17 protein-coding genes are annotated in these 21507 nt (G+C 37.6%); 5 read left to right on the top strand and 12 right to left on the bottom strand.

The features are described from left to right. Positions 1-64: 64 nt before the first annotated feature. From V6R96_RS02180 to V6R96_RS02145, 8 genes are all read right to left on the bottom strand, one after another. Complete coding sequence (locus tag V6R96_RS02180; RefSeq protein ID WP_336377860.1) at positions 65-3916, bottom strand: hypothetical protein; 3852 nt, start codon at positions 3914-3916, stop codon at positions 65-67. Between the two features lie 22 nt (positions 3917-3938). Further along, positions 3939-6239, bottom strand: coding sequence for a hypothetical protein (locus tag V6R96_RS02175; protein ID WP_336377859.1), 2301 nt, complete (start codon positions 6237-6239; stop codon positions 3939-3941). A gap of 12 nt (positions 6240-6251) precedes the next feature. Continuing rightward, the gene (locus V6R96_RS02170; RefSeq protein WP_336377858.1) at positions 6252-6893 is read right to left on the bottom strand and encodes a leucine-rich repeat domain-containing protein; all 642 of its coding nucleotides are present in this window, start codon (positions 6891-6893) and stop codon (positions 6252-6254) included. Positions 6894-6899: 6 nt separating this feature from the next. After that, a complete protein-coding gene (locus tag V6R96_RS02165; RefSeq protein WP_336377857.1) occupies positions 6900-7538 on the bottom strand; it encodes a leucine-rich repeat domain-containing protein in 639 nt (212 codons plus the stop codon). A gap of 5 nt (positions 7539-7543) precedes the next feature. Further along, positions 7544-8176, bottom strand: a complete 633-nt coding sequence (locus tag V6R96_RS02160) for a leucine-rich repeat domain-containing protein (RefSeq protein ID WP_336377856.1) — start codon at positions 8174-8176, stop codon at positions 7544-7546. Between the two features lie 289 nt (positions 8177-8465). Next, complete coding sequence (locus V6R96_RS02155; protein WP_157963426.1) at positions 8466-8636, bottom strand: hypothetical protein; 171 nt, start codon at positions 8634-8636, stop codon at positions 8466-8468. A gap of 231 nt (positions 8637-8867) precedes the next feature. Continuing rightward, complete coding sequence (locus V6R96_RS02150) at positions 8868-9905, bottom strand: patatin-like phospholipase family protein (RefSeq protein ID WP_111961066.1); 1038 nt, start codon at positions 9903-9905, stop codon at positions 8868-8870. 190 nt (positions 9906-10095) lie between these two features. Next, positions 10096-10596 carry a M15 family metallopeptidase gene (locus V6R96_RS02145; RefSeq protein ID WP_336377855.1) on the bottom strand — a complete coding sequence of 167 codons (501 nt, stop codon included), beginning with the start codon at positions 10594-10596 and terminating at the stop codon, positions 10096-10098. Between the two features lie 406 nt (positions 10597-11002). Between V6R96_RS02145 and V6R96_RS02140 the strand changes: the two genes are divergently transcribed. From V6R96_RS02140 to V6R96_RS02125, 4 genes are all read left to right on the top strand, one after another. Continuing rightward, complete coding sequence (locus V6R96_RS02140; RefSeq protein ID WP_223558064.1) at positions 11003-12274, top strand: Y-family DNA polymerase; 1272 nt, start codon at positions 11003-11005, stop codon at positions 12272-12274. A gap of 228 nt (positions 12275-12502) precedes the next feature. Next, a complete protein-coding gene (locus V6R96_RS02135; protein ID WP_336377854.1) occupies positions 12503-13363 on the top strand; it encodes a hypothetical protein in 861 nt (286 codons plus the stop codon). Between the two features lie 10 nt (positions 13364-13373). After that, positions 13374-14186, top strand: coding sequence for a hypothetical protein (locus V6R96_RS02130; RefSeq protein ID WP_336377853.1), 813 nt, complete (start codon positions 13374-13376; stop codon positions 14184-14186). 8 nt (positions 14187-14194) lie between these two features. Then, positions 14195-15106, top strand: a complete 912-nt coding sequence (locus tag V6R96_RS02125) for a hypothetical protein (protein WP_336377852.1) — start codon at positions 14195-14197, stop codon at positions 15104-15106. Here the strand turns inward: V6R96_RS02125 and V6R96_RS02120 are convergent, their stop codons facing one another. Genes V6R96_RS02120 through V6R96_RS02110 form a run of 3 tightly spaced genes read right to left on the bottom strand, consistent with a single transcriptional unit; the run spans position 15107 to position 18424 of the window. Continuing rightward, on the bottom strand, positions 15107-16657 hold the full coding sequence (locus V6R96_RS02120; RefSeq protein WP_111958742.1) for a tetratricopeptide repeat protein: 1551 nt from the start codon (positions 16655-16657) through the stop codon (positions 15107-15109). It lies immediately after the preceding gene. A gap of 15 nt (positions 16658-16672) precedes the next feature. Continuing rightward, positions 16673-17284, bottom strand: a complete 612-nt coding sequence (locus V6R96_RS02115) for a YdeI/OmpD-associated family protein (RefSeq protein ID WP_336377851.1) — start codon at positions 17282-17284, stop codon at positions 16673-16675. A gap of 6 nt (positions 17285-17290) precedes the next feature. Then, the gene (locus V6R96_RS02110; protein ID WP_336377850.1) at positions 17291-18424 is read right to left on the bottom strand and encodes a serine hydrolase; all 1134 of its coding nucleotides are present in this window, start codon (positions 18422-18424) and stop codon (positions 17291-17293) included. Between the two features lie 101 nt (positions 18425-18525). On the opposite strand from V6R96_RS02110, the gene V6R96_RS02105 reads away from it, so the two are divergent. Then, complete coding sequence (locus V6R96_RS02105; RefSeq protein WP_336377849.1) at positions 18526-19851, top strand: M48 family metalloprotease; 1326 nt, start codon at positions 18526-18528, stop codon at positions 19849-19851. A 23-nt stretch (positions 19852-19874) separates the two neighbouring features. Here the strand turns inward: V6R96_RS02105 and V6R96_RS02100 are convergent, their stop codons facing one another. Further along, positions 19875-21407, bottom strand: coding sequence for a hypothetical protein (locus tag V6R96_RS02100; RefSeq protein WP_336377848.1), 1533 nt, complete (start codon positions 21405-21407; stop codon positions 19875-19877). Positions 21408-21507 lie beyond the last annotated feature (100 nt).

The following is a 21507-nucleotide window of genomic DNA, read 5'->3' as shown; positions in this document are numbered from 1 at the left end:
AATTTTAAAGATTAAGAAAAAGGCAGAGTTTTTCACTCTGCCCATAAAATATACTTCAACAGAATTATTGTAGTGCTTGTTTTAAATCAGATAAAGGAAGTGATGCAATAATTTCTTTAGGATTATCATCTGTAGTCAGTTCAAGGAATCCGTTGTTTAGTTCAATATTATCTATAAACTTATCATCTCCGGAGTTCAGTTGTGAGTCAACAATAGAGAATTCAGTTTCAGTCACAACATCTGAAGGAACTTCAAATTCTTCAGGATTTTCTTTTGTAAACGGAAGTGCTGTAAGAGTTTTTAATCCTGCAGAATCTTCTTGTAGAATGTTTAGTGATGTAGGAAGGGTAGTGATCCATGGTTTTCCTTGTTTCATACCTACCGGCTCACGCATTTCATCTACTATACTTAGATACATAGGATCTCCGATTACCGGCACTTCACCTCCGTTCCAGATTCTTCCTGTAGACATAAAGAACTGTACAGCATCTTCAAATCCTGGTTTTACCGTAACAATTACTCTGGCCATACCTGCCTGTAGGAAGCTTCTGAATAATGGATCTGTATTTTGTGAAAGATACATCTCCTGCCATCTTTTTCTTTCTCCCCAATAATATGGATAGAAAGTATAATCCATGATACTCCATTCGAAGGCCTGCTCCATAAATTTGGCTAATGATGTATATTGTTCGAGTTCTTCACCTAGAATTACTTCAAAGTTGCTCATTTTATCACCCACAGTAAATGCTTTTCCTAAAGGAGCAATATAATCCTGTAATAGATAGGCAATACAGTTATGTTTCAGAATTACTGATTCCATACTACGGTAGAAGTTGGCAAGACCGTCTTTTTTCTCATTGGCTGCTTCTGATTCTTCTTTTGCTTTGTCATCCAGCTCTTTTTGCTTGACAAGAAAATCGGCATAAGCGTCTTCATATGCTTTGATTACTGCATCAAAATTTTCTTTTTTCCATGCTTCAATGAATTCATCAGAAAGTGTACAGTATTTTGTTACTTTAAAGGAAGCAATATCTATATAAAAAATGTGGAAAGTAAGCGTAAATGATCCTGTAGCATTGGCCGGGAAACTTTTGTCTCCTTCATGATCAGTCAATTCGCCACTATTGTTAATTTTGATCTTCCCTTTTTTACGTTTTTCTTTGTAAGAGTAATGCACATTATAATGGGTGCATTTATAATTTTGAGGAACTGACATTGCGACATTTCTCATTTCCCAGTCGGAAGCGCCTGAAGTATCGTCATGATACTGATCTTCAGTGATATTAGCCTGAGGCATCGATGTTAAAGTAACTCCATAGATTTCGGCCCAGTGCTGAAGCTGCTCTTTTGTTGCTGTTTTGAAATCCGGCATTCTCCATTCGCCATCTGCTTTTCTTGGATCAACCGGAGCTTTCAGCGTATCTGCTTTTACAGCTGGAGTTGCGAGATTATGAAGTCTTGCAGGTTCAGGGATCATAAATTCAAACATGGTACGTTTGCCATAGTTATAGATCTGATTTTTCATCTTTTTATCTACCCATCTGTATACGCCAACTACATGTTTGTTTCCATTTCTGTTATCAAAACCATGAGCATTGTTTTCTTCAAATTCTTCAATAATTTTTTCAACTCTTTCTTCAGCTACTTTTGTAAGAATTCTTTCTGTGGCTTTTGCTGTAATTTCCTGAGATTTTTCCACAGCCTGTCTGGTGCTGTTCTCTTTGGAATTATGAGCTGCAAAGCTTCCTCCTACTTCAAAAGATTTTGTCATTCCACCATATCTAAAATGTGCTTCAGTATTGATATCCTGCTGTATAACGTTGGCTACTTCAGACTGCATATCATTTCTTGTCGTAGTTGTTGTATCGCTTAGCGTTTCTCTTTCTGTAGACTTTGATGTTGTGGTTTGGATTTCACTTCTTCTGAGCCTTCTTGTAGATTTTTGTTTAAACTCCTTGGCCATTACGTTTTCTATATGCGTAACTTCTCCAGGTACATAGGCGTGTGTTGATTGTACTACTTTAAGATAATCTGCAATACCAAGCCTTTTTATACCAAAATGTTTAGGGATAAAAGTTCCTGGCTGAGGATTGGTTCCCGGATTTTCACCTCCATCGCCAGGATTCTCGCCTCCGGGGGTTTCTCCGCCTCCATCACCATCATCTACTATGGTTCTGAATGAGAATTTTCCGGTATATTCCTGATTAGGAGTAATAGCATGTTCAACTACAGTATGTTCTCCGTTTTTAAAGTATAAATTGATTTTTATTCTTGCTATACTTTTCATGAAATTTAATGTAGGAGGGAAAACTACTTTTCCATCAACAATGTTGGTAGCTGGAACACTTACATTCTGCTGCCCATCTCCTGAAATTTCCATAATGGCAGAAGAAAGAGCTAAAGAATCACTATCAGTATTATAATAGAAAATAATGGCATTGCTAGTAGTGAATAAAACTTTTTTTGAAATTACTTTTAAATAATAAGTTCCAGAGATCTCACTATAAGTAGTTTTATTGGTTACAGGTACTAAAACACTTCCTATTTTTGCATACTCTTGTTGCTGAACCGGAGAGTTTGTAAATAACTCCTGAGTTTTAGACGAGATCAGTTTATCAAGGACTTCAAAAACTTCAATGAATGTATCATATTCTTCAGTAATTGTAACAGGCACCTTATCAACCAGGATTTCTTTATCAGATACAAATTCAATCTTTGTAAGGTCCAATTCCCCTTCTACATTATTGCCATTGTTTACAAGTGTAAAATTTTTAATGAATATTTCAAATAAATCTTCTGAAAGCTTTGCTTTAAGATCCTCAAAGTTAAGTTCATTTTTATATTCAAATTCGAATTCAGGAACACTCAGTCTTTCCAACTCATCATATAACGCATCAATTTCCTCCTGATTGAGACCTCCTTTATCGATCTGAACGTTGATTTTGTCAAGCATTGCATTATAAGCATCAATACCTTCCTGATTGGCACTAAGATATTGTCTGTTGGCTGTATCATATGCTTTTGTTCTGAGCGTATAGAACAATTTCTGCATTTTTTCAAGTTCGGACCTTAGCTGCACCAGCTGGTCTCTTTCAAAGCTGAGAAGGGACAGTTCGGAGATTTTTTGTCCATCCACTTTAAGCTGTTGTTTAACCGCTGATGGAAGAGCTGTTTCGCTTGTCACTCCACTGCCAGCCTGGGACATATTCGCTTGGAAAGATGTAGCTGGAGCTTGTCCTTCGCCTTCAAGTCCATCCCCCAATAGCTTCATGGGTAATACTACTCTGGCATCAAGTGCTTTAGCTTTTAAGTCTGTACCATTGATTTTTGTTAATTCTGGTGTAACAGGCAAATCTGCGACATATCCAAAGTGCAGGGCCTTTAAAATATGAACCAAAGCTTCTTTTACATAAAAATTCTCTTGGGTAACGATCTGATAAATCAAATTATCCCATACCTGTCCAACTTTACTTTGGATAGAGCTGTTATTGTATAAGCTTTTAGCTGTATTTTCATCAGCGTCAGAAATAGTTTCCTTTTTAGCTATCTTTCTTCCGATATTAAGTGCTTCAGAAAGAGGCCCTTCCTCGATTTCTATTTCGCTTTGATAACCGGTAGTATCGAATTCTTTTGCTTTACGTTCCAATGCTTGAAATTTAGCAAGTGCTGAATCTCCAGGATTGATGGCCGAATCAAAGGCACTTGTTAATTCGGAAGGTCTTTGGACGAAGCCTAAATTCTGTTTTTTAGTTTCCGTTAGCTGTGGATTCCTTAAGCTTACGAATCTGAAAAGTGTCTGGGATGCGTTATTTGGTGTATTCATAGTATTTGTTTCTTTATAGTTAATGATGCCTTCTCCTATTAGTGATCCGCCTACAGTAAATGCGGTTTTTGGAGGTGTATTGTTTGTTGCCATTTTAATATTTTGTTTTAATGATTTATTTTTTTGTGTATTCAAGGGTCAGAGTAAATGAATTAATGATAGAATAATCATAATCCGGTTCGCCTAAAAGCTCAATTGTAGCCTTGTCTCTTTCTACAGTGATGTAAATTTTTGTTCGCCATTGATTGCCTGCAAACGCTGTATCCAGGGCGTACCATTCTGTGAACATCTCATTGGAAATAATAGTTTCAAGATCGGGGAATTCGGCTCTGAGATCAATCTCTCCGGTTCTCGGAATCTGGTCTAAAAACAGAGTTTTTTTGTAAACAGGTTTACCATTGATCCAGGTTCCGCCAGTTAATTCTTCATCACGGGTATAAGAATGTTGCTTGTCTGCATATTTCTTTTGAATAAAAGAGTTGTCATCATAATTATTGCCAAAATAAACATTACTTGTTATACCTTTTGAATCCGCAAAACTTGATGTAAAATTCAATTCCATCGCCTGAGAAACGGTTAACGCAAAGGTATCTGATGCAGAACCCCCGGTACCTGTAAGTCCAAAACCACCATCTTCCAGAGCGAATCTAGAATTATAAGAAGGGTTAACGTAATTAATAAAATTAACGCTTTCATTTAAGTGAAGATCTCCAGTGATTGGTTGTCCAGCAGCGGTTCCTGTTCTTGGTATAAAGCCTGAAGCATCAACCATTCCGGAAAGTTTATCCCAGCCGGGAATACCGGTATTATTCAAGTTGTCAACCCAAACATAGTTTTCACCTGTATCAAGTAAATTCCATACATCACCTACCGCTTGACCTGTTGTAGGTAAAGCTCCAAAATTGGCAACGGAACCCATGACATGATAAGTCCTGTTCAATAGTGAATTAATTTGAGCCTGGTTATAATAATTGTTAAATATCCAGCCACGTTGAACATAATCATTATTGCTTGCAGGAGTATATAGCTTTGCTGCTGTTATCCCTGTTGTAGGTGTTATAGTGATATCATCGGCGTTTGAAGCAGGGGATCCGATTTGTAGAAATCCGGCATTCATTCTCACCCAACGGTCTACAAAATCACCTGTGATTAAAGCTCTGTTTAATTGACCTTGCTGGAAACTTCCAAAACTTCCCTCCGCAGTATTTGAATATCCTGTTAATGTCTGATTACCATGGATGATTAATTTATTACCAATGGCTCCGTCATTCATTCCTGCCCCTGTACCGATCAAAACATTATTATTGCCAGTAACACCTGAACCGGCTGAAACGCCAATCATAATGTTTTTATCACCCAAATTTGATTGATTATTGGCTTTCCAACCAATTAAGGTATTAAGATTTCCAGTTGTATTAAAATAACCGGCACCCATTCCGACAAATGTATTTTTATATCCGGTAGTAGTTCTGTTTCCTGCTTCATCACCGAGCATCGTATTTTGGCTGCTTGTCGTTGCGTTTTCACCGGATGCCGTTCCAATAAATACATTATATTCACCTGTAGTTAATTTAGAGCCACTTAATACACCCACTGCTGTATTCCATTTACCTGACGTTAATTCAGAGAAAGAATAAGAACCGAATGCTACATTATTTCCGCCTGTAGTCACTTTTGGCAAAGCATTGTAACCAATAGACATATTGTAATAACCGGTCTGTGATTGGTTAATATTACCAAAGTAATGAGAGTAAAGAGTTTTATTAAAGTTCAACTCTCCGGCTCTGCCCTGATCAGCATTAAAAACAATAGCTTTTGTGGAGGAATTACCTCTGTCTATGACCGATTGTAATGTATCATTTTCAGTGAAAGCCGGCTTGTCACTCAGATCATTATAGCTGCCTGAAATACCAACTTTATGTATTTTTACTTTTTCGGTACCTTCCTGAACCAAAGAAACACTTCCGTCTACATTGGTCGTTGGGATAATGCTAAATTCAGAAAGATTGATCGGAAACGAAGATCCGTCACTCTGAGTAATGGTAATGATATTTTGAGAAGCATCATATTCTGCATTCTCAATATGGATATTATTGGTTGCCAAACTGCTTAAATCTACCGCCTTACTCTGTTGAATACCGTTTTCTCCTGTATAAAATACCGTTAAAATATTTCCATTCAATTCCGGATTCTGAATTGATGTCTGTGTTTCTATTTTATCTTTCCAAAGCTGAACATTTTGCGGGCTTATATTGGAAGCGTTTGCATCTGCTTTTTGAGAAAAATCATAATCAATATTGTCCAAAGGAAGTTTTTCATTTTTGTGCCAGTAAGATTCCTGCCATTCCCAGAATTCTTCCTGTACTGGGATATCTCCGTTTTCGAAATATTTTTTTAGTTCTTGTTTTGTTTTCATTTTGTGATTTATTTAAGATTCGCTGATAAGACTTCCTCCAATGACCCTTGTATTAGAATCAAATGAATTAGAGTAGTATTGTGTATTGTTATCAAGTATAACTGTATTTACATCTGGATTATAATTGAAGGCATTAGGCCCGATCTTTGCAACTCCAGCCACAATATATATTGAGCTAAGCTTGTTGTAGGCAAAAGCATAATCTTTAATTTCTTTTACATTCGCTGGAATCGTTATTGTTTCCAGTAGATTAGATGAAAAAGCTTGGTCATTGATCGTGGTAACACTTCCTGGAATGGTCAGAGATTTTAATTGATTATTACTGAAAGCTTCTCCACCAATAGTTAGAACACTATCAGCAAGGAATACGTTTGATATTCCGCTCCCTAGTGCAAATTGTGCAGGAATGTGCAGAGTACCCTGCTTTATAAATATATTCATAACCCGGAGAGGTGCTAATGTGGCATTTCCGTTTTCATCTATTTCCGCATGAAAATCATTCCATCGTGGAAAGCCGTTTTCCAGACCTGCAATTTTAGTCATGTCTATTTTCTCATCCTTGTGCCAGTAAGAGTCCAGCCATGTCCAGAAATCTTCCTGTGTAGGTTTGTCTCCGTTTTCGAATAAAACTCTTAATTCTTCTTTTGTTTTCATAATATTTTATCTATAGGTGATTGTAGCTGTTGCAGGGATTCCTGCGGTACTTAAATCTAATTCTGACAAGGCGGATACATGGGTAAGCGACGGAATATTAAATGCATTTTCACCCACTGATTTTACCGAATCTGGAATATATATTTCTGTAAGGTTTGGATTGTTATACATTTGAAATGCGCCACTCCCGATTGTCTCTATTCCTTCTTCCAGTATAAGTTCTGTTATTTTACAGTTTGAGCTTGCAAATGCTGAATTTTCAATAATCTTGCATGATCCTGGAATTCTTAAAGATCCTTTTAAAAACTGCGATGAAAAAGCGGAAGACTTAATTTTCTCCAAAGAGTTAGGGAAAATAACAGTAGTAAGAGTGTTTTTGCCTATTCCATACGAAAAACTCATACCGGTGGAAAGGCTTCCAATTATTTTTGTTCCTTCAGGGAATATGATCTTTTTACCCATTCCAACTATTTCCGTACTATCTGTGGGAGAATGGACAAATTCATCGTACGCAATGAGGTCAAGTGAGCTGTTCGTGAGCTTTTCATCCTTGTGCCAGTATGAATCCAGCCATGTCCAGAAATCTTCCTGTACAGGCTTGTCTCCATTTTCGAATAAAAGCCTTAATTCTTCTTTTGTTTTCATAATATTTATCTATAAGTGATTGTGGCAGTTGCAGGAATTCCGGCATTGCTTAAATCCAAACCAGCCGGAGCTGAAACTGTTTTTAGCGAAGGAAGGGCGAATGCATTTTGTCCAACGGATGTTACTGTGCTGGGAATGTATAAGTCTGCAATAATAGTTGCTCTGGGGCAATTAAAAACCTGATCTCCAATGGTCGTTAGCCCCTCATTCAAGTTGATTTCTTCCAACGAATCTGAGCCGTTCACACCATTTGATTGACCGAAAAAAGCACCACTACCAATAACTTTTAAAGTAGAAGGAGTCTTGATTTTCTTTATATTTTGACCTTGGAATGCTCCGACCTCAATTTCTTCAATCCCTTCACTAAATTTTACTTCAATGATTTGATAATCCATTCCTGAGTACTGGAAAGCACCTTGCTTGATTTTTTTTACATTTCCAGGAATAGAAATAGATAATGCATTTCCCAGAATTACTTCATCAATAATAAAAGGAATTACCTTTTCTGTTGAATCAATGGAGCTTTCAGAAATTTTTTCATCCTTATGCCAGTAAGAGTCCAGCAATGCCCAGAAATCTTCTTGTACAGGCTTGTCTCCATTTTCAAATAAGAGTTTTAAATCTTCTTTTGTTTTCATAATAAATTGTGTGATTTTGTTTGATTAATTAATGGGTTATGATTGAAGAGCCTTTAGTAGAATCTCTTCAGGTTTTAGTCTAATTTTATAGTGATTACTGACTGCACACTTTACAATTACGTTTTCATATTTTTTATAGATTTTTAGACATAGTTCTGGCTGTCCGGCATTTTGTGAATGATAGATTCAAAGGTGTATTTGAATGATTATAGGATACTGCTAGGTGTTTTGATTTGGTGTTTCAAAGGTAATTCCGGACAGCGTCAGAACTTGTCGTGTTATAATGTATTTAGTATATATTTTCTTCAGGAATTGCATTTTCGAAGTCTTCCCTGAAAAAACTTTCAATGTCATTGAGATAGTTTTCATAGTCCATCTCAGCATGTTCGATATCGCTCCACTCAATAGTATAGAGATCTTCATCGAAAAGGATATCTGGATTGTGATCTGGTGTTTGCATGTTTTGTGTTTTAAGGTTGAGGTGATGTTTTGAACATATTTCTGGCTGTCCAGCATTAATAAATGTTGAATTCAAAGGCTTTTTAAAATTTTAATGATTGTTTTTTGTGTCTTTGTTTATACTCCAAAAGTAGTAGGAGAAGACGACAAAACTTGACGTGTTTTAAAAACTTTTTTTATTTTTTAAATATTAGCGATTTAACTTATATGGGTCCTTTATAAGGTAAAAAGCTTATATTTTATTTTTGATCAATTTCTGTACAATCTGGTTCAGAATTTCTCTGTTATCATCGATATAGCTTAATCCTGCCTGAATCAAGTTTTCAATGTTTGATCTTCTGACATTGTCCATTGCCGGAGATGCATTTTTCAACGAAGGATTCAGACGGTAATAATTTTTCTGGTTTCGCTGGCCTAAAGTCTGAAACATCTGGCAAAGCTGATAATCTACAGTTTCTGCATTTGCAGACATTAATATATCTATGATTGGATTTACCCAGCCTATTTTTCCCGACTTTTGAAGTTTTCTGAAAGAATAAGGTTTAGCCTCAATACCTGTTCCGATAGAAACGATAATCATATCATTTACACCGGGATGATTGGCCTTCTGATGGTTCTTCAATACTTCTGCAAAAGGAATTTTTCGGGCTTCCGCATAAGCGCAAAGTGAAGGATTATTGGCAAACATGCCACCGTCAATCAGGCTGAAGATCTGCCCGTACATCGATTTGATCTGCACGGGACTGAAATAAGTAGGAGCTGCTGCTGTCGCTCTGCAGATATCTTTTACATAAAAGTTATCCGTACTCAGATTAGCCTCCCAGGAATTAAAAAGTTTTGCTCTTCTGTTTTCAATATCATAACTGGTTATTAAACATGGTTTTATAAATTCTTTAAGTTCAAGCTGTCCAAAAAAGTCATTCAGATTTTTTTCAAGTGCATCCTGAGAAATTTTTTCATTAAGCAGGCCAAACGGATTGACCAGTTTTTCCCAAAAAGAAACCTGAAAGATGTCGCCTCCCTTTTCAGCGTATAATTCTAGCCCTTTCTGGATAGAATATTTCGCCTTTCGGTGTTCATCGGGACATAGAATAATAGAAGCAATCAGTCCTCCTGTACTGCTTCCTGCAACCAGATCAAAATAATCACCAAGTTTGGCGCCCGGATTATCATGATACTGAAGCTGTTCCTCTATGTAGCGGAGAATAATACAGGTGATAATACCTCTTATTCCGCCCCCGTCCAAAGAAAGAATGGTTGTCTTTTTCATGTGATGTTTTGTTGGTTTTAAAAGAAAAATTAAGGTCCTGAGACAACTAAAACCAACTTTCTGCCTATAAAAGCGGATGTTGGTTTTAGTATTTGAGATCTCAGGTAACTAACATTTTCTTACAAAACAAAGGTAGGCCGGGGAAGCGACAGAACTTGTCGTATTATAATTATTTTCAAATAAAAGGGAATTAAAATAGGATATAATTTTGTTTATCTTTTGGCATCTTGGATAATATTCTCCAGCTCGTTTTCACCAATCCTTTTTTAGTCTGTATATTCTTTTTTTCGAAGTGGGGAAGGTCTTTGAAGGTTTTCCAGTTTCCGCCCCAGTCCCAGCCGTGGCGTGCAAAAATTTTCACACATTCGTACCAGTCGGCCACCCTGTCATTGTCCCAGTCTTTCACCGTGTCCCAGCTTGCAACCTTACCGTCAATCATCAGGCAGATATCAACAGCAAGCCCGTAATTATGGATGCTCTGGCCGGCTTTGGCATTTGTTACTTTTTTTCCGGACGTAATTCTTCCGATAGCGTACAGTTTTTCCTGTTCTTCAAAAGATCTCAGGCCTTGGGTGATTCTTACTTTGGCTCTTCCGGTAAGGGCTTCATCGCATTCTTTTATGATCTGTTTTACTTCATCTCTTACAGAAGGGTGAAGCTTATTTATTCTTTCTGACGTTACTTTATCCATGATTCATTATTATTTATGAAACAAAAGTATAGGTTAAGGGCGACGGAACTTGACGTATTTAATGATAATATTAAATAAAAATATATTTTAAATATAAAAATTTTCAAGCAACCTTATACCTCAATATTATACGGTATTTCAAAAATTTAATGTACAAACTCAGTGATTCGGTTTTTTGTGACCCGGTAATTTAAGTTCAAATATAAAATCATTTTGCTGAAATGTTCGAAGTCAGAGATAGTAGCCTTCAGAGCCTAGTAAAGCTTTAATGCGACAAAACTTGACGTGTTTGAAATAGATTAACTGTATCATATTCAGTATGTTAAATGTGCTGATAATTTTAAAATAAAACAGAATAATTGTTTTTTAAAATGTAATTTTACATTAAAATTATCAGTACCCTGTCATGTATGCTTTAGTAGATTGCAACAATTTTTTTGTTTCCTGCGAGAGAACTCTGGACCCGTCTCTTGAGGGAAAGGCTGTTGTGGTGCTTTCCAATAATGACGGATGCGTAGTGTCCAGAAGTAAAGAAGCAAAAGATCTGGGGATTCCTATGGCAGCTCCTGCTTTCAAATATAAAGACCTTTTCAAGCAGCATGATGTAAAAAGTTTCTCCGCAAAATTTGAGCTCTATAATTACAAAAGCCAGCGGGTTATTGAAATCTCAAGATCATACGTCCTGGAATATGAAGTTTACAGTATTGATGAGCTTTTTTTGGAGCTTTCAGGCTTTAAATATATAGATATCCGGGATTATTGCCTTAAGATCAAAAATGACATCAAAAATCAGGAAAGTATTCCTGTAAGCATAGGCATTGCTCCTACCAAAACGCTTTGTAAAGTCGCCAACAGGATCGTAAAAGAATTTCCGGATAAGTTTGAAGGTGTTTATACCCTCGATACTCCTGAAAAAATTGAAAAAGCTCTGAAATGGCTCAACATAGGTGATGTCTGGGGAATAGGGCGTAAACTTGCAGCAAAAATGAATGACAGTGGTGTTTATAAAGCCTGGGATCTCCTTCAGAAACCCGAAATATGGGTTCGGAAAATCATGGGGATCCACGGAGTAAGAATGATCAATGAGCTGAAAGGGATTCGCCAACTCGAATTAGACAGTCCATCGCCTAAAAAGTCAATAGCAGTTACCCGAAGCTTTATGGAGATGCTTACCAAAAAAGAAGAAGTCCGGGAACGTGTGGAAACCTTTGGGATGTATTGCTCCGAAAGACTCCGTAAGCAAAATACATGCTGCAGAATGGTTACCGTTTTTGTCCAGACCAATCGTTTCAGAAAAGATCTTCCGGAATATAAAAATGCAATGACGCAAGTCCTTCCTAATCCTACGAATTCCTCTATTTTGATAGGTAGGGTAGTGAACGAGCTTTTTGAGGCTATTTACAGAGAAGGGTTCCATTACAAAAGAGCAGGGGTTATCGTCAATGATTTCGTTCCTGAAAACGAAAGACTGATCAACCTCTTTGAAGAAGATACCCAAAACCAACATCTTCCTGTCATGAGGGCAATGGATGCCATGAATAAAAAATTCGGGAAAGATAAAGTACGTCTCGGAAGCATGAGCGGAGAAAATACATTCGGGCGGGCTAAGCTTTCTCCGGAATACGAAGCTTTCTTAAAAAACAATACACTTCCTGAAGCCAATTTCAGGTTTCATTAATGTTTTAAAAATTTCTGATAAATCTATTTTCCGGTAAAAAAAATGCCGGTTTTTGAAACTTTGTCATCATAATTTATTAAAATTCCGAATTTTGATATTGTTTAAATATTTATAACTGTATAATTATCAGTTAGTTAAGTTTATTCGGTTAATCTGTGTATTGTACAGGTGATTCACTTCAATCTATCTTTGCAAAGGAATTTTCACATTCTAAAAACCACAAATTACATGAAAAAAATAAACACAATGATGAAAAGTGTAGTGGCTGGAGGATGCTTTTTGATGAGTTTTGCCAATGCTCAAGTTGGTATTAATACATCAAGTCCTCAAGCCGTACTGCATACCGACGGTGCCAAAGATAATCCTGCCTCCGGAATTCCAACTGCTGCCCAGGCAGCTAATGATGTGGTATTCACTGCCAACGGAGAAATAGGTGTGGGAACCCTTGCTCCCGCAGTAAAAATAGACGCCCGGTCCGCTAATAATGCAGACAATTCTATTGGGATAGGAGAGACTACCCAGACAGCATCTGTGGCAGGTTCAGGAGCGATGAGGTATAATCCGTTTAATGGTGGGAAAATGCAGTATTCAGACGGAATTGTCTGGCAGGATCTTATTTCTTCGCCTACAAAAGCTGTTGTAGTAGCTAACCTTCAGGCAGCTAATTTTGCAGTTAAAGTTCCTTATCAGGTTTCTACAGGAATCTCCGGATGGACGGAAATTTCTGACCCTACTGCTAATTTCACTCCCGCAACGGGCATTTTCACAGCGCCAAGAACCGGTGTTTACTTAATCTCTTTTACATATGACTTTGTAAGAGTCGCCCTTGCTTCAGGATATTTTTCCGAAGCAAGATATGTTGTGAACGGGAACACTGTTGTTAAAAAATGTGTAAAATCTTTTTCGAATACTTCAAAGCAGGCACAGATTGCAGGCTCATGCGTGGCCGGAGTACAGCTCAATAAAGGAGATACTTTCCAGCCGCATATTTACCAGTCGGTCTATAACGGAAGTTTAAGCCTGCGGACAGATATCACACCGGCTAGTAATGAGTACGGTTTTGTAAATCTTTCCATTGTAGAACAATAACACACTTGATATGAAAAAAAGATTAGCAATTGCCTTAATGATAGGTGGAAGTCTATTAATTAAGGCACAGATAGGAATCAATATGTCTGCTCCCGAAGCAATCCTTCATGTAGACGGACAGAAAAATACAGCTTCGGCAGTTCCGTCAAGCTATTATGATGATGTAGTCGTTACTTCTTCAGGAAATATGGGGGCTGGAACAAAATCACCCAAAGTAAGATTGGATTTAAGATCCGGTGAACACGTGAATGCTATAGGTATTGGCGGAACATCACAGACTGCTTCTGCAGCAAAAGCAGGTGCGATGAGGTACAATACCGGAACACAGGACTTAAGTTATTCCAATGGAACCTCATGGGTCACACTGGCACATAAAGCCACCAATGATTTCGTGGATGCAGAAAACTTTTCAACACAAAGTTTTACCAGTGGAACACAGGCAGCCGTTACTAACTGGACAAAAAAAACAGATGTTAATGGCAGTTTTAATTCAGGGACGGGAATTTTTATTGCTTCCAAAACCGGAGTATATATTGTCTCTTTTACATTTTCACTGGCTTCAGGGACTATTGCCAATGATTCGCGTTATGAAACCCTGATTCAAACCAATTCCACATCTTCAACGACCAATAAGGTCTTCAAATGTGTCGGAAGCTATCCGGGAACGAATTCCCTTTCCAACCGTGTTGCGGGAAACTGCTCCGGGATTTTCAACCTTAACAAAGGAGATAATATTACGGTGAGCCTCAATCAGGCTTTAGGAACTGCAAAAACATTAGATACGGACGGTTCACTGACTTCTCTAAGTATTTTCGGATTATAAAAACAGGAATGATGAAAAAAAGATATTTAATAATAATTTTAGCCTTAAGCTTCAATTTTGCATTTTCACAGGTTGGAGTTAATACACCGAACCCGGCAGGAATCCTTCATACCGATGGGCAAAAGGACAATCCCGTATCAGGATCTTCATTTACACCTGCCCAGCAGGCTAATGATGTTTTGATTACAAACACCGGAAGAATAGGAGCGGGAACACACAGCCCGACTGTAAAAGTAGATGCCAGAAATTCAGGGGACGGAGCAATCGGTTTCGGAACTTCCTCACTTACGGCAGCAACGGCAGACGAAGGTGCCGTTCGCTACAATAGCGGAATGGAATATTCTAACGGAAATGAATGGCTGCCCTTGCTTACTGCCCAACCAGCCGTTAATAAGGTCATTGTTATTGCTGCAAAAACGGATAACACTGTAAAGTTGGTAACCCCGGCAGCAGCAGTTACAACAGGTCTTCAGAACCGCGCCAGCAATTACCTGGTAGGCTGGACTAAAGCTTTTGAGAGTAATTCCGGAAACAGTTTCAATGCTGCGACGGGAATTTTTACAGCACCCCGAAACGGAGTTTATGTAGCTTCTTTTACTACAGATCTGGCTCCTCTTGCTATTAATTATACGACAGATCCTTTGAATCCAATACAAATAGAAGCGATCTGGCAGCTGTATGACAATACAGCAGGAGTGCTTCCTGCAAATATTGTAAATACCGTGAAGTGTGTGAATACTATGTCTTCAAACAGCAACGGGAATATTGATGCAGGAAGTAACTGTACAGCTTCCTTTTATATGACTACAGGACAACGTTTGATGCCTTATATCTGGTTCAATTTAAATGGCTTAAATACAGCAGGCTTCTCACTGAATAATACGGGAGGCTATAACAACCTGACCATAGCGGAACAGTAATTACGATATTCCTTCCAGAGCTTTGATGAATGCAGAAGGGTGTATTCCTGTTATTTTTTTGAATTCAAGAGAGAATGCACTGTGAGAGGAGTATCCTGTGATTTCTGCAAGATGATTGATCTTGTATTTACGGTATTGAGGATCATTTTTTAACTTGTCAACAATATAATTGATCCTCAGATGATTGATGTATTGATTGAAATTGAAATTTTTGTGCTTCCTGATCACGGCAGACAGATATTTTGTATTCACATTCAGGGTATTCGATATATTATAACGTGAAATATTTTTGTTGTTAAAGCCAAAGCTCTCTTCGAAGGCCTTTAAGCCTGCTAAAATATGTTCCTCTGCTTCAGGTGAAATTTTTATATCAGCCGGAATGCTGTTTCCCGATTGATCTTCAGCCTCATGAGGATCCTCTTCGTATGCCACGGGGGTAATTCCCTGCTGATAAATTTGAGTTACAGTTTTTTTGTGTTTTTTTTGGAGGCTGATCATATTAAAAATAACTGTTCCCAAAACGAGAAGCAGCATGATACAGGCTGCAATCAGACCCTTTGAGAGGCTGTGGCTTTTAACCAGCTGGCTGTCGAAATTCTCTTCCTTTTGGGTAAGGGTTTTATTGACGGCCATTTTCTGATTGTAGGCAATGCTGTCTTTTAATTCAAGGTTTTCTAATTTATATTTCTGAACATTTTCAGGATCCTTCAATTTTTTGTAGGCTTCCTCAAGATTTTTTGTAATCTCTATTTTCTTTTCCGTAAAACCATATTTATTGGCAATTTTTAAAGCCTTTTGAAAATATGAAACAGCACTGTCCTGTTTATTCTGCTGTGAATATGAGAATCCGATATCATGGAGAATATTGGATCTCAGATAATAATTATCATTCCCAACCAGGGCAAGAGCCTTCGCAAAAAAAGACTGGGCTTCTTCAAACTTTTTAACTTCTGACAAATTATAACCCAGGTTGGTGTATGCCGAAACCAGAAGCTCATTTCTTCTCGGAATATTTTTGATCTGCTGAAATTCCCGGACTGCATTTTTAGAATAAGATTCTTTTTTTTGATATTCATTCTGATTAAAAAGAATCAGAAAAGAATTGTAGATCATTCCTTTCAGCTCATGTCCTTCATCCGTGTTCTCGTTTTTTATTTCGGACAGCCCTTTATTTAAGCTTTCTGAAGCTTCTTTTAACAGTCCGAGTTTTGCATACTGTGTTCCCTGCATCCTGTAGGCAAGCGCCTTTCCAGGGGCATAATTGTTTTCTGTAGCGATTTTCAGTGCTTTTTCAGCAAAATCAAGACTTCCCTTGGCATCCGATCTTAGATAGCTGTTGAACGATTTCAGATAATAAGCTTTAGCAATATAATTAGGCTGATTTTTTCTCTGGGCAGAATCTATGATTGTATTCAGGACAATTTCCGAGCTGTCCGGATTTTTAGAGGTCAGTGACCGTGCGTATTTATATTGTCTCTCAAAATCAAAGTGTTGAGAGAATAGGGAATGTGAAAATATAAGGAAGAGAAAGAATATAATTTTTTTTTTCATCTGTTTTTGTTGTGTTTACTTTTTTTCGTATTTCCAGTTTCTGGATTTTCCTTCGGCTAGCCATTCCAAAGATTGTTCCATTCTTTTGTTTCTGGTTATTTCAGTTTTTGCTTCAGTGATCCAGCTGATATATTCTTTCCTGAAAGAAGGCGATTTTTTTTCAAAAACGGCCAAGGCATCTTTATTTTTATTCAAGGCATCTTGAAAATAATCAGGAATTTCCGTTTCCACTTTGGAGGGTGCTGCTTTTTTCATGGTAACCCCCATATCTGTAAGTTCCATCGCTTCTTTAATCGCCTTTTTAAGCTGAGGTTTTGAAGGCAGGTCTTCCATTTTGGTGAGCTTGCCTAAGCTGAACATTGAACTTCTTTCGGCTGTTGTTTCTATTTCCTTTAAAGTTTTCATCTCCTGGTGCAGCCAGAATCCGAGGCTGCAATACTGTTTGAAAGAAGTAATAGAGCAAAGTATTTTTCCTTTATACATGAAGGTAGGAAACTTCCATTTTATAGCTTCTTCTGCCTCAGGACAGCATTCATGAATAGTTTCCCTGAGATAATTTAAAATAGGTTTTGCAAAATCCGGAGATTTCTCAATGTACTCATCGACTTTTACATGATAATTTTCCATAGCTTTTTACTGAAATAATGATACGGTTTCGTTGACAAGAAATTTTACCTGATCCGGTCTTCCCCTGTCATTTTTAGGGTTATTTCTGTAGCTTCCGGTTCTTACAATGACCATATTGTGTTCGGGAACCATAATAATATATTGTCCCTGCAGTCCCAGAAAATAATAATGTTTGATAGGATTGTCATGGTTGATCCAGAGCCCCATTCCGTAGATCTCTTCAGATTTTTCCGTAGGTGTTCTCATCTGCTCTATAAAATCCCTGTTAAGGATCTGGTGATCTCCCACCTTCCCGTCATCTAGAAACAGCTGTCCCAGCTTCGCATAATCTCTTGCATTGGAATGGATGCAGCAGTATGTTTTTTCCATCCCGTAATTATCCGTGCTCCATGAGGCATTCTGTTCCATTCCCATCGGGATCCAGAATTTTTCGGATAAATAACTTGCTAAAGTCTGATTCAGGGCTTTTTTCAAAGCAAATCCGAGGAGCTGGGTAGATCCGCTCTGGTATTCATACCGGGTGCCGGGTTCTTCTTTAAACCTTCTCGAAAAAACTGCTTTAATCAGATCTTTGCCATAATAGGCTTTTGCATTCGGCAGAAAAGGATTATTGTAATTTTCATCCCAGTCAAGCCCTGCTTCCATTTGGGCTAAATTTTTAAGCGTGACATTGCTTCCGAATTGTTTTTCTTTAAATTCAGGATGAAAATCAGAAAGTTTTTCATCCATATTTTTAATGATACCTTCTTCCAGAGCTTTTCCTAGCAGCATGACAGTAACAGCCTTTGCCATGGAAAAAGAATTGGTCGGTGAAAGCTGATTATAGCCGTCCCAATACTGCTCATGAAGGATCTTGCCATTTTTTATGACAACAAAGGCAGCTGTTTTGGAATGTTTTAAATTTTCAATTACATTGCCCGGGAGTTCTTTATGATTGTATTCAGGGTCTTCCGCCCACAGTTCCGGCTCTTTCGTAGCGATGAGGTTTCCGGGAAAAAGTTTCCCATCGTCAATATAGGCGCTTGATTTTCCCTTAAGATACGTTTTGGAAATTCCGCTGAATAAATAATCGTATCCCAAAAGATAAACTGCAGCTGCACCTACGGCTGCTCCGCCTATTACATATTTTAATACCTTCATATGGTCATGAGTATCAGTCTCAAACAAATTTATAATAATTTTGATAAGAAAATGAGAAAGAAACGGTAAATAAACTATTTTTGCGATTAATGATGAAAAATATGACCAGAAAACTTATTGTATTCGTGTTTTTCATTTTTTCAGTGATGGGAGCTGCCCAGACCTATAAAATGATCGACACCGCAGACTATTTACAGAGAAAAGAATTCTTAAAAAGTTTTGCCGGAAATAACGAGGTTTTTATTAAAAAATTAAAATCGCAGTATTCCGGGAAGACAGGTTCAGAACTGTCCAGGATTTACAAGGAATTCGGGACTGATTTTGAGAAACAGGTGAAAAACAAAGATTTTATTTTCAAGTCCGAATTTGAAACTGAAATAAAAAGCCTGATTCAGCGCCTCAAAAAAAACAATCCGAACATTCCCCAGGATCTGAAAATTTTGGTGGCAAGGGACAATACTCCTAATGCTTATTGCCTTGCAGATGGTACTTTCGTGATCAATATGGGCCTCTACAACTGGCTAAACAGCGAGGATCAGATTGCTGCTGTCATCACTCATGAGCTTGGACATAAGTTTGATGAACATTCACTTAAAACATTTTTAAGCATTATTGAACAGAATCAACTAGATAAAATAACGGTTCAGAGTTTAAAGGAAACAACGGAAAAACGCAGCCATAGCCAAAATCAGAAGGCCTTTGATATCCTTAAAAACCGCGCTTATAAAAAAGGGGTGGAAAGAAGAAAACAGGAAATGAAGGCCGATTCGCTGGGGTATGTGATCTTTAAGAGCAGTGATTTTAAGAAAGCTGAATTCGTCAATGCCCTTCAACGGCTGCAGGATTTCGATACGATCTCTCCCCGTGAATTAAAAGTGGAAACCTATAAAAAGCTTTTTGATCTTCCCAAGCAGGCTTTCAATGAAAAGTGGATGAAAAAAGAAGATTTCTCACTGTATAATTATAATTTTTACAAAGAGAAGCTGGATAAAGATTCCCTGGCATCCCATCCTGAAATATCCAGGAGAATTGAAAGACTCAAAAAAACATTCACTGAGCTGAAAACATCTGCAGAACCGGAAAAAGCCTCTGAGACCTTTACAACCCTAAAGAAAATGGCCAGAATGGAAATCCTTCCCAATTATTTTCATTCCGAAGATTATGGACTGGGGATTTATGCAGCCATGCAGTTCCTGCAGGACGGCGAAGAGGAAAAATATTATAAAGGCTGGCTGGGCAAATGCTTTTCAAAAATATATGAAGCCCGGAAAAATTACAACCTGAACCGTTATCTGGACAGAATTGAGCCTAAAAATCAAAGTGAAAGCTATCAGCAGTTCCTGAACTTTATGTGGAATCTAAGCCTTGATGACATTAAAAATATAGCAGATTTTTACCAGAGCAGCTACCAAATAAAAGAATCCTGATGCACCATCAGGATTCCTATTTTTTAGTAATTCAGTTTTTCTAAGCGGATCTTATTGAATTTTTCTTTTTCGTTGTACTCCCGGAGAAGGATATAGCCTTCTTTTCCAACATACGGTGTAACGGCATAATTGTCTTTCTCAGAAATAGGAATGATTTCCTGCTTGAACTTTCCATCTATAACCGTGTTGATGAAAAGATTCCATTTTTTCTGTTTGGTAACTTCATCTTTCTGGTAGTCGCGGTAGAAGAAAACAACATCTTTCCCGCCGTTGAGGTACTGGGAGAAAAGATAATCGCTGTTCACCCATTTCGTTTTTTCCTTTTCAAAAACCTTGATATTTTTGATCTTGAAATCTTTATCCGTATAAATATAAACTAAATCGGTCGTTTTAGGGGCATTATATTGGCCGGCCGGTTTGTATTTTTCAGTAAGGATCCCAACGCTTCCGTCATTCATAAAATACATATCCTTGGTCTGAAGCATATAGCCGCTTTCTACCATTCCGTTGGCATTGATTTTCGGAAGGAATGATGCAAAGTCCGGCTTGAAATTGATCTCTTTCGTGTCTACGGTAAAATCAGATTTATTGACCATCATTCTGGCATAGCCTATAAAATCATACTTAGCGAAATTTCTTCCCAGTAGAACAATCTTGTCGTCAAATGTTTTATCATTGTCAAGACTGCTGCTATAGCCCAGAGAGAAACTGTCGATGAGGTCGATAGTTGTATCGGAAAGCCCGGTGACAGGTTTATTGGCAGCCTCTTTTCCTGTTTTCATATCAATTACAACAAGGCTGAAAGATTTTTTATCATCATCCGCCTTTTTCATGATGCAGTACATATAGTTCTCATCTCTTTCCAGAACGGATAATGTGGAGAATACTTTTTTATTCCCGTCCGTATTGTATTTGTATCTCCAAAGCTCCTTTTTATTATCGTCGAATTTAATAATGCTGTTGCTGTTCACATATTTTCCATAGTCTTTATATTCTATGGCAAAATAACCACCTTCTTTCACTTCTCCCACAGCCGAAACATAGTTGTAGCCCTTTTCTTTTTTCTCCTCACGGTTTTCTTTGCGTTGTGCTTTCCAGTTTTTGGGCTCATTGATCTCTTTGAAAGTACCGTCCTCTAAATAATCATAGTACACTTTTCTCTTAATAGTATTGGTTTTCGGATCTATTACCATAGAAACCGGTGTGAAGACTTCCCTGCTTTTTACCAGGGAATAATCCATCATGGAAGGTTTCAAAATGATTTGTCCCTTAAAATCAACATAACCAAGGTAAGAGCCTGCTGTAATATCTCCTTCAAATTCTTTGTTGGCAACGGGGTTAAGGTTTTTGTCCAGAATTACATATTCGAATTTCTTAGTCTTATCGCCTGCTTTTCCGTAAGAATAAAGAGAGACGTAGCCATAAAGATTATCTTTATCATCGAACAGGGCATTCATGCCTACATGATCACCGGCTGCGAGTGTTGTAAGGTCTTGTGTCTGGGAATAGGATAAAGTCTGGAACAATCCAAAGAGCAGAAAATATATTTTTTTCATAATTATTATTTTTCCAAAAATAATAAATTAAGACATACACCGGATAAGTTTCATTTTCTTTATTAATATTCTAAATAAAACAGAGAAGCAGGAAAATTTT

The sequence above is a fragment of the Chryseobacterium sp. CCNWLW53 genome (assembly GCF_037083525.1).
Lineage (GTDB): Bacteria > Bacteroidota > Bacteroidia > Flavobacteriales > Weeksellaceae > Chryseobacterium > Chryseobacterium lathyri.
This window is presented reverse-complemented; position numbering and strand designations above follow the sequence as displayed.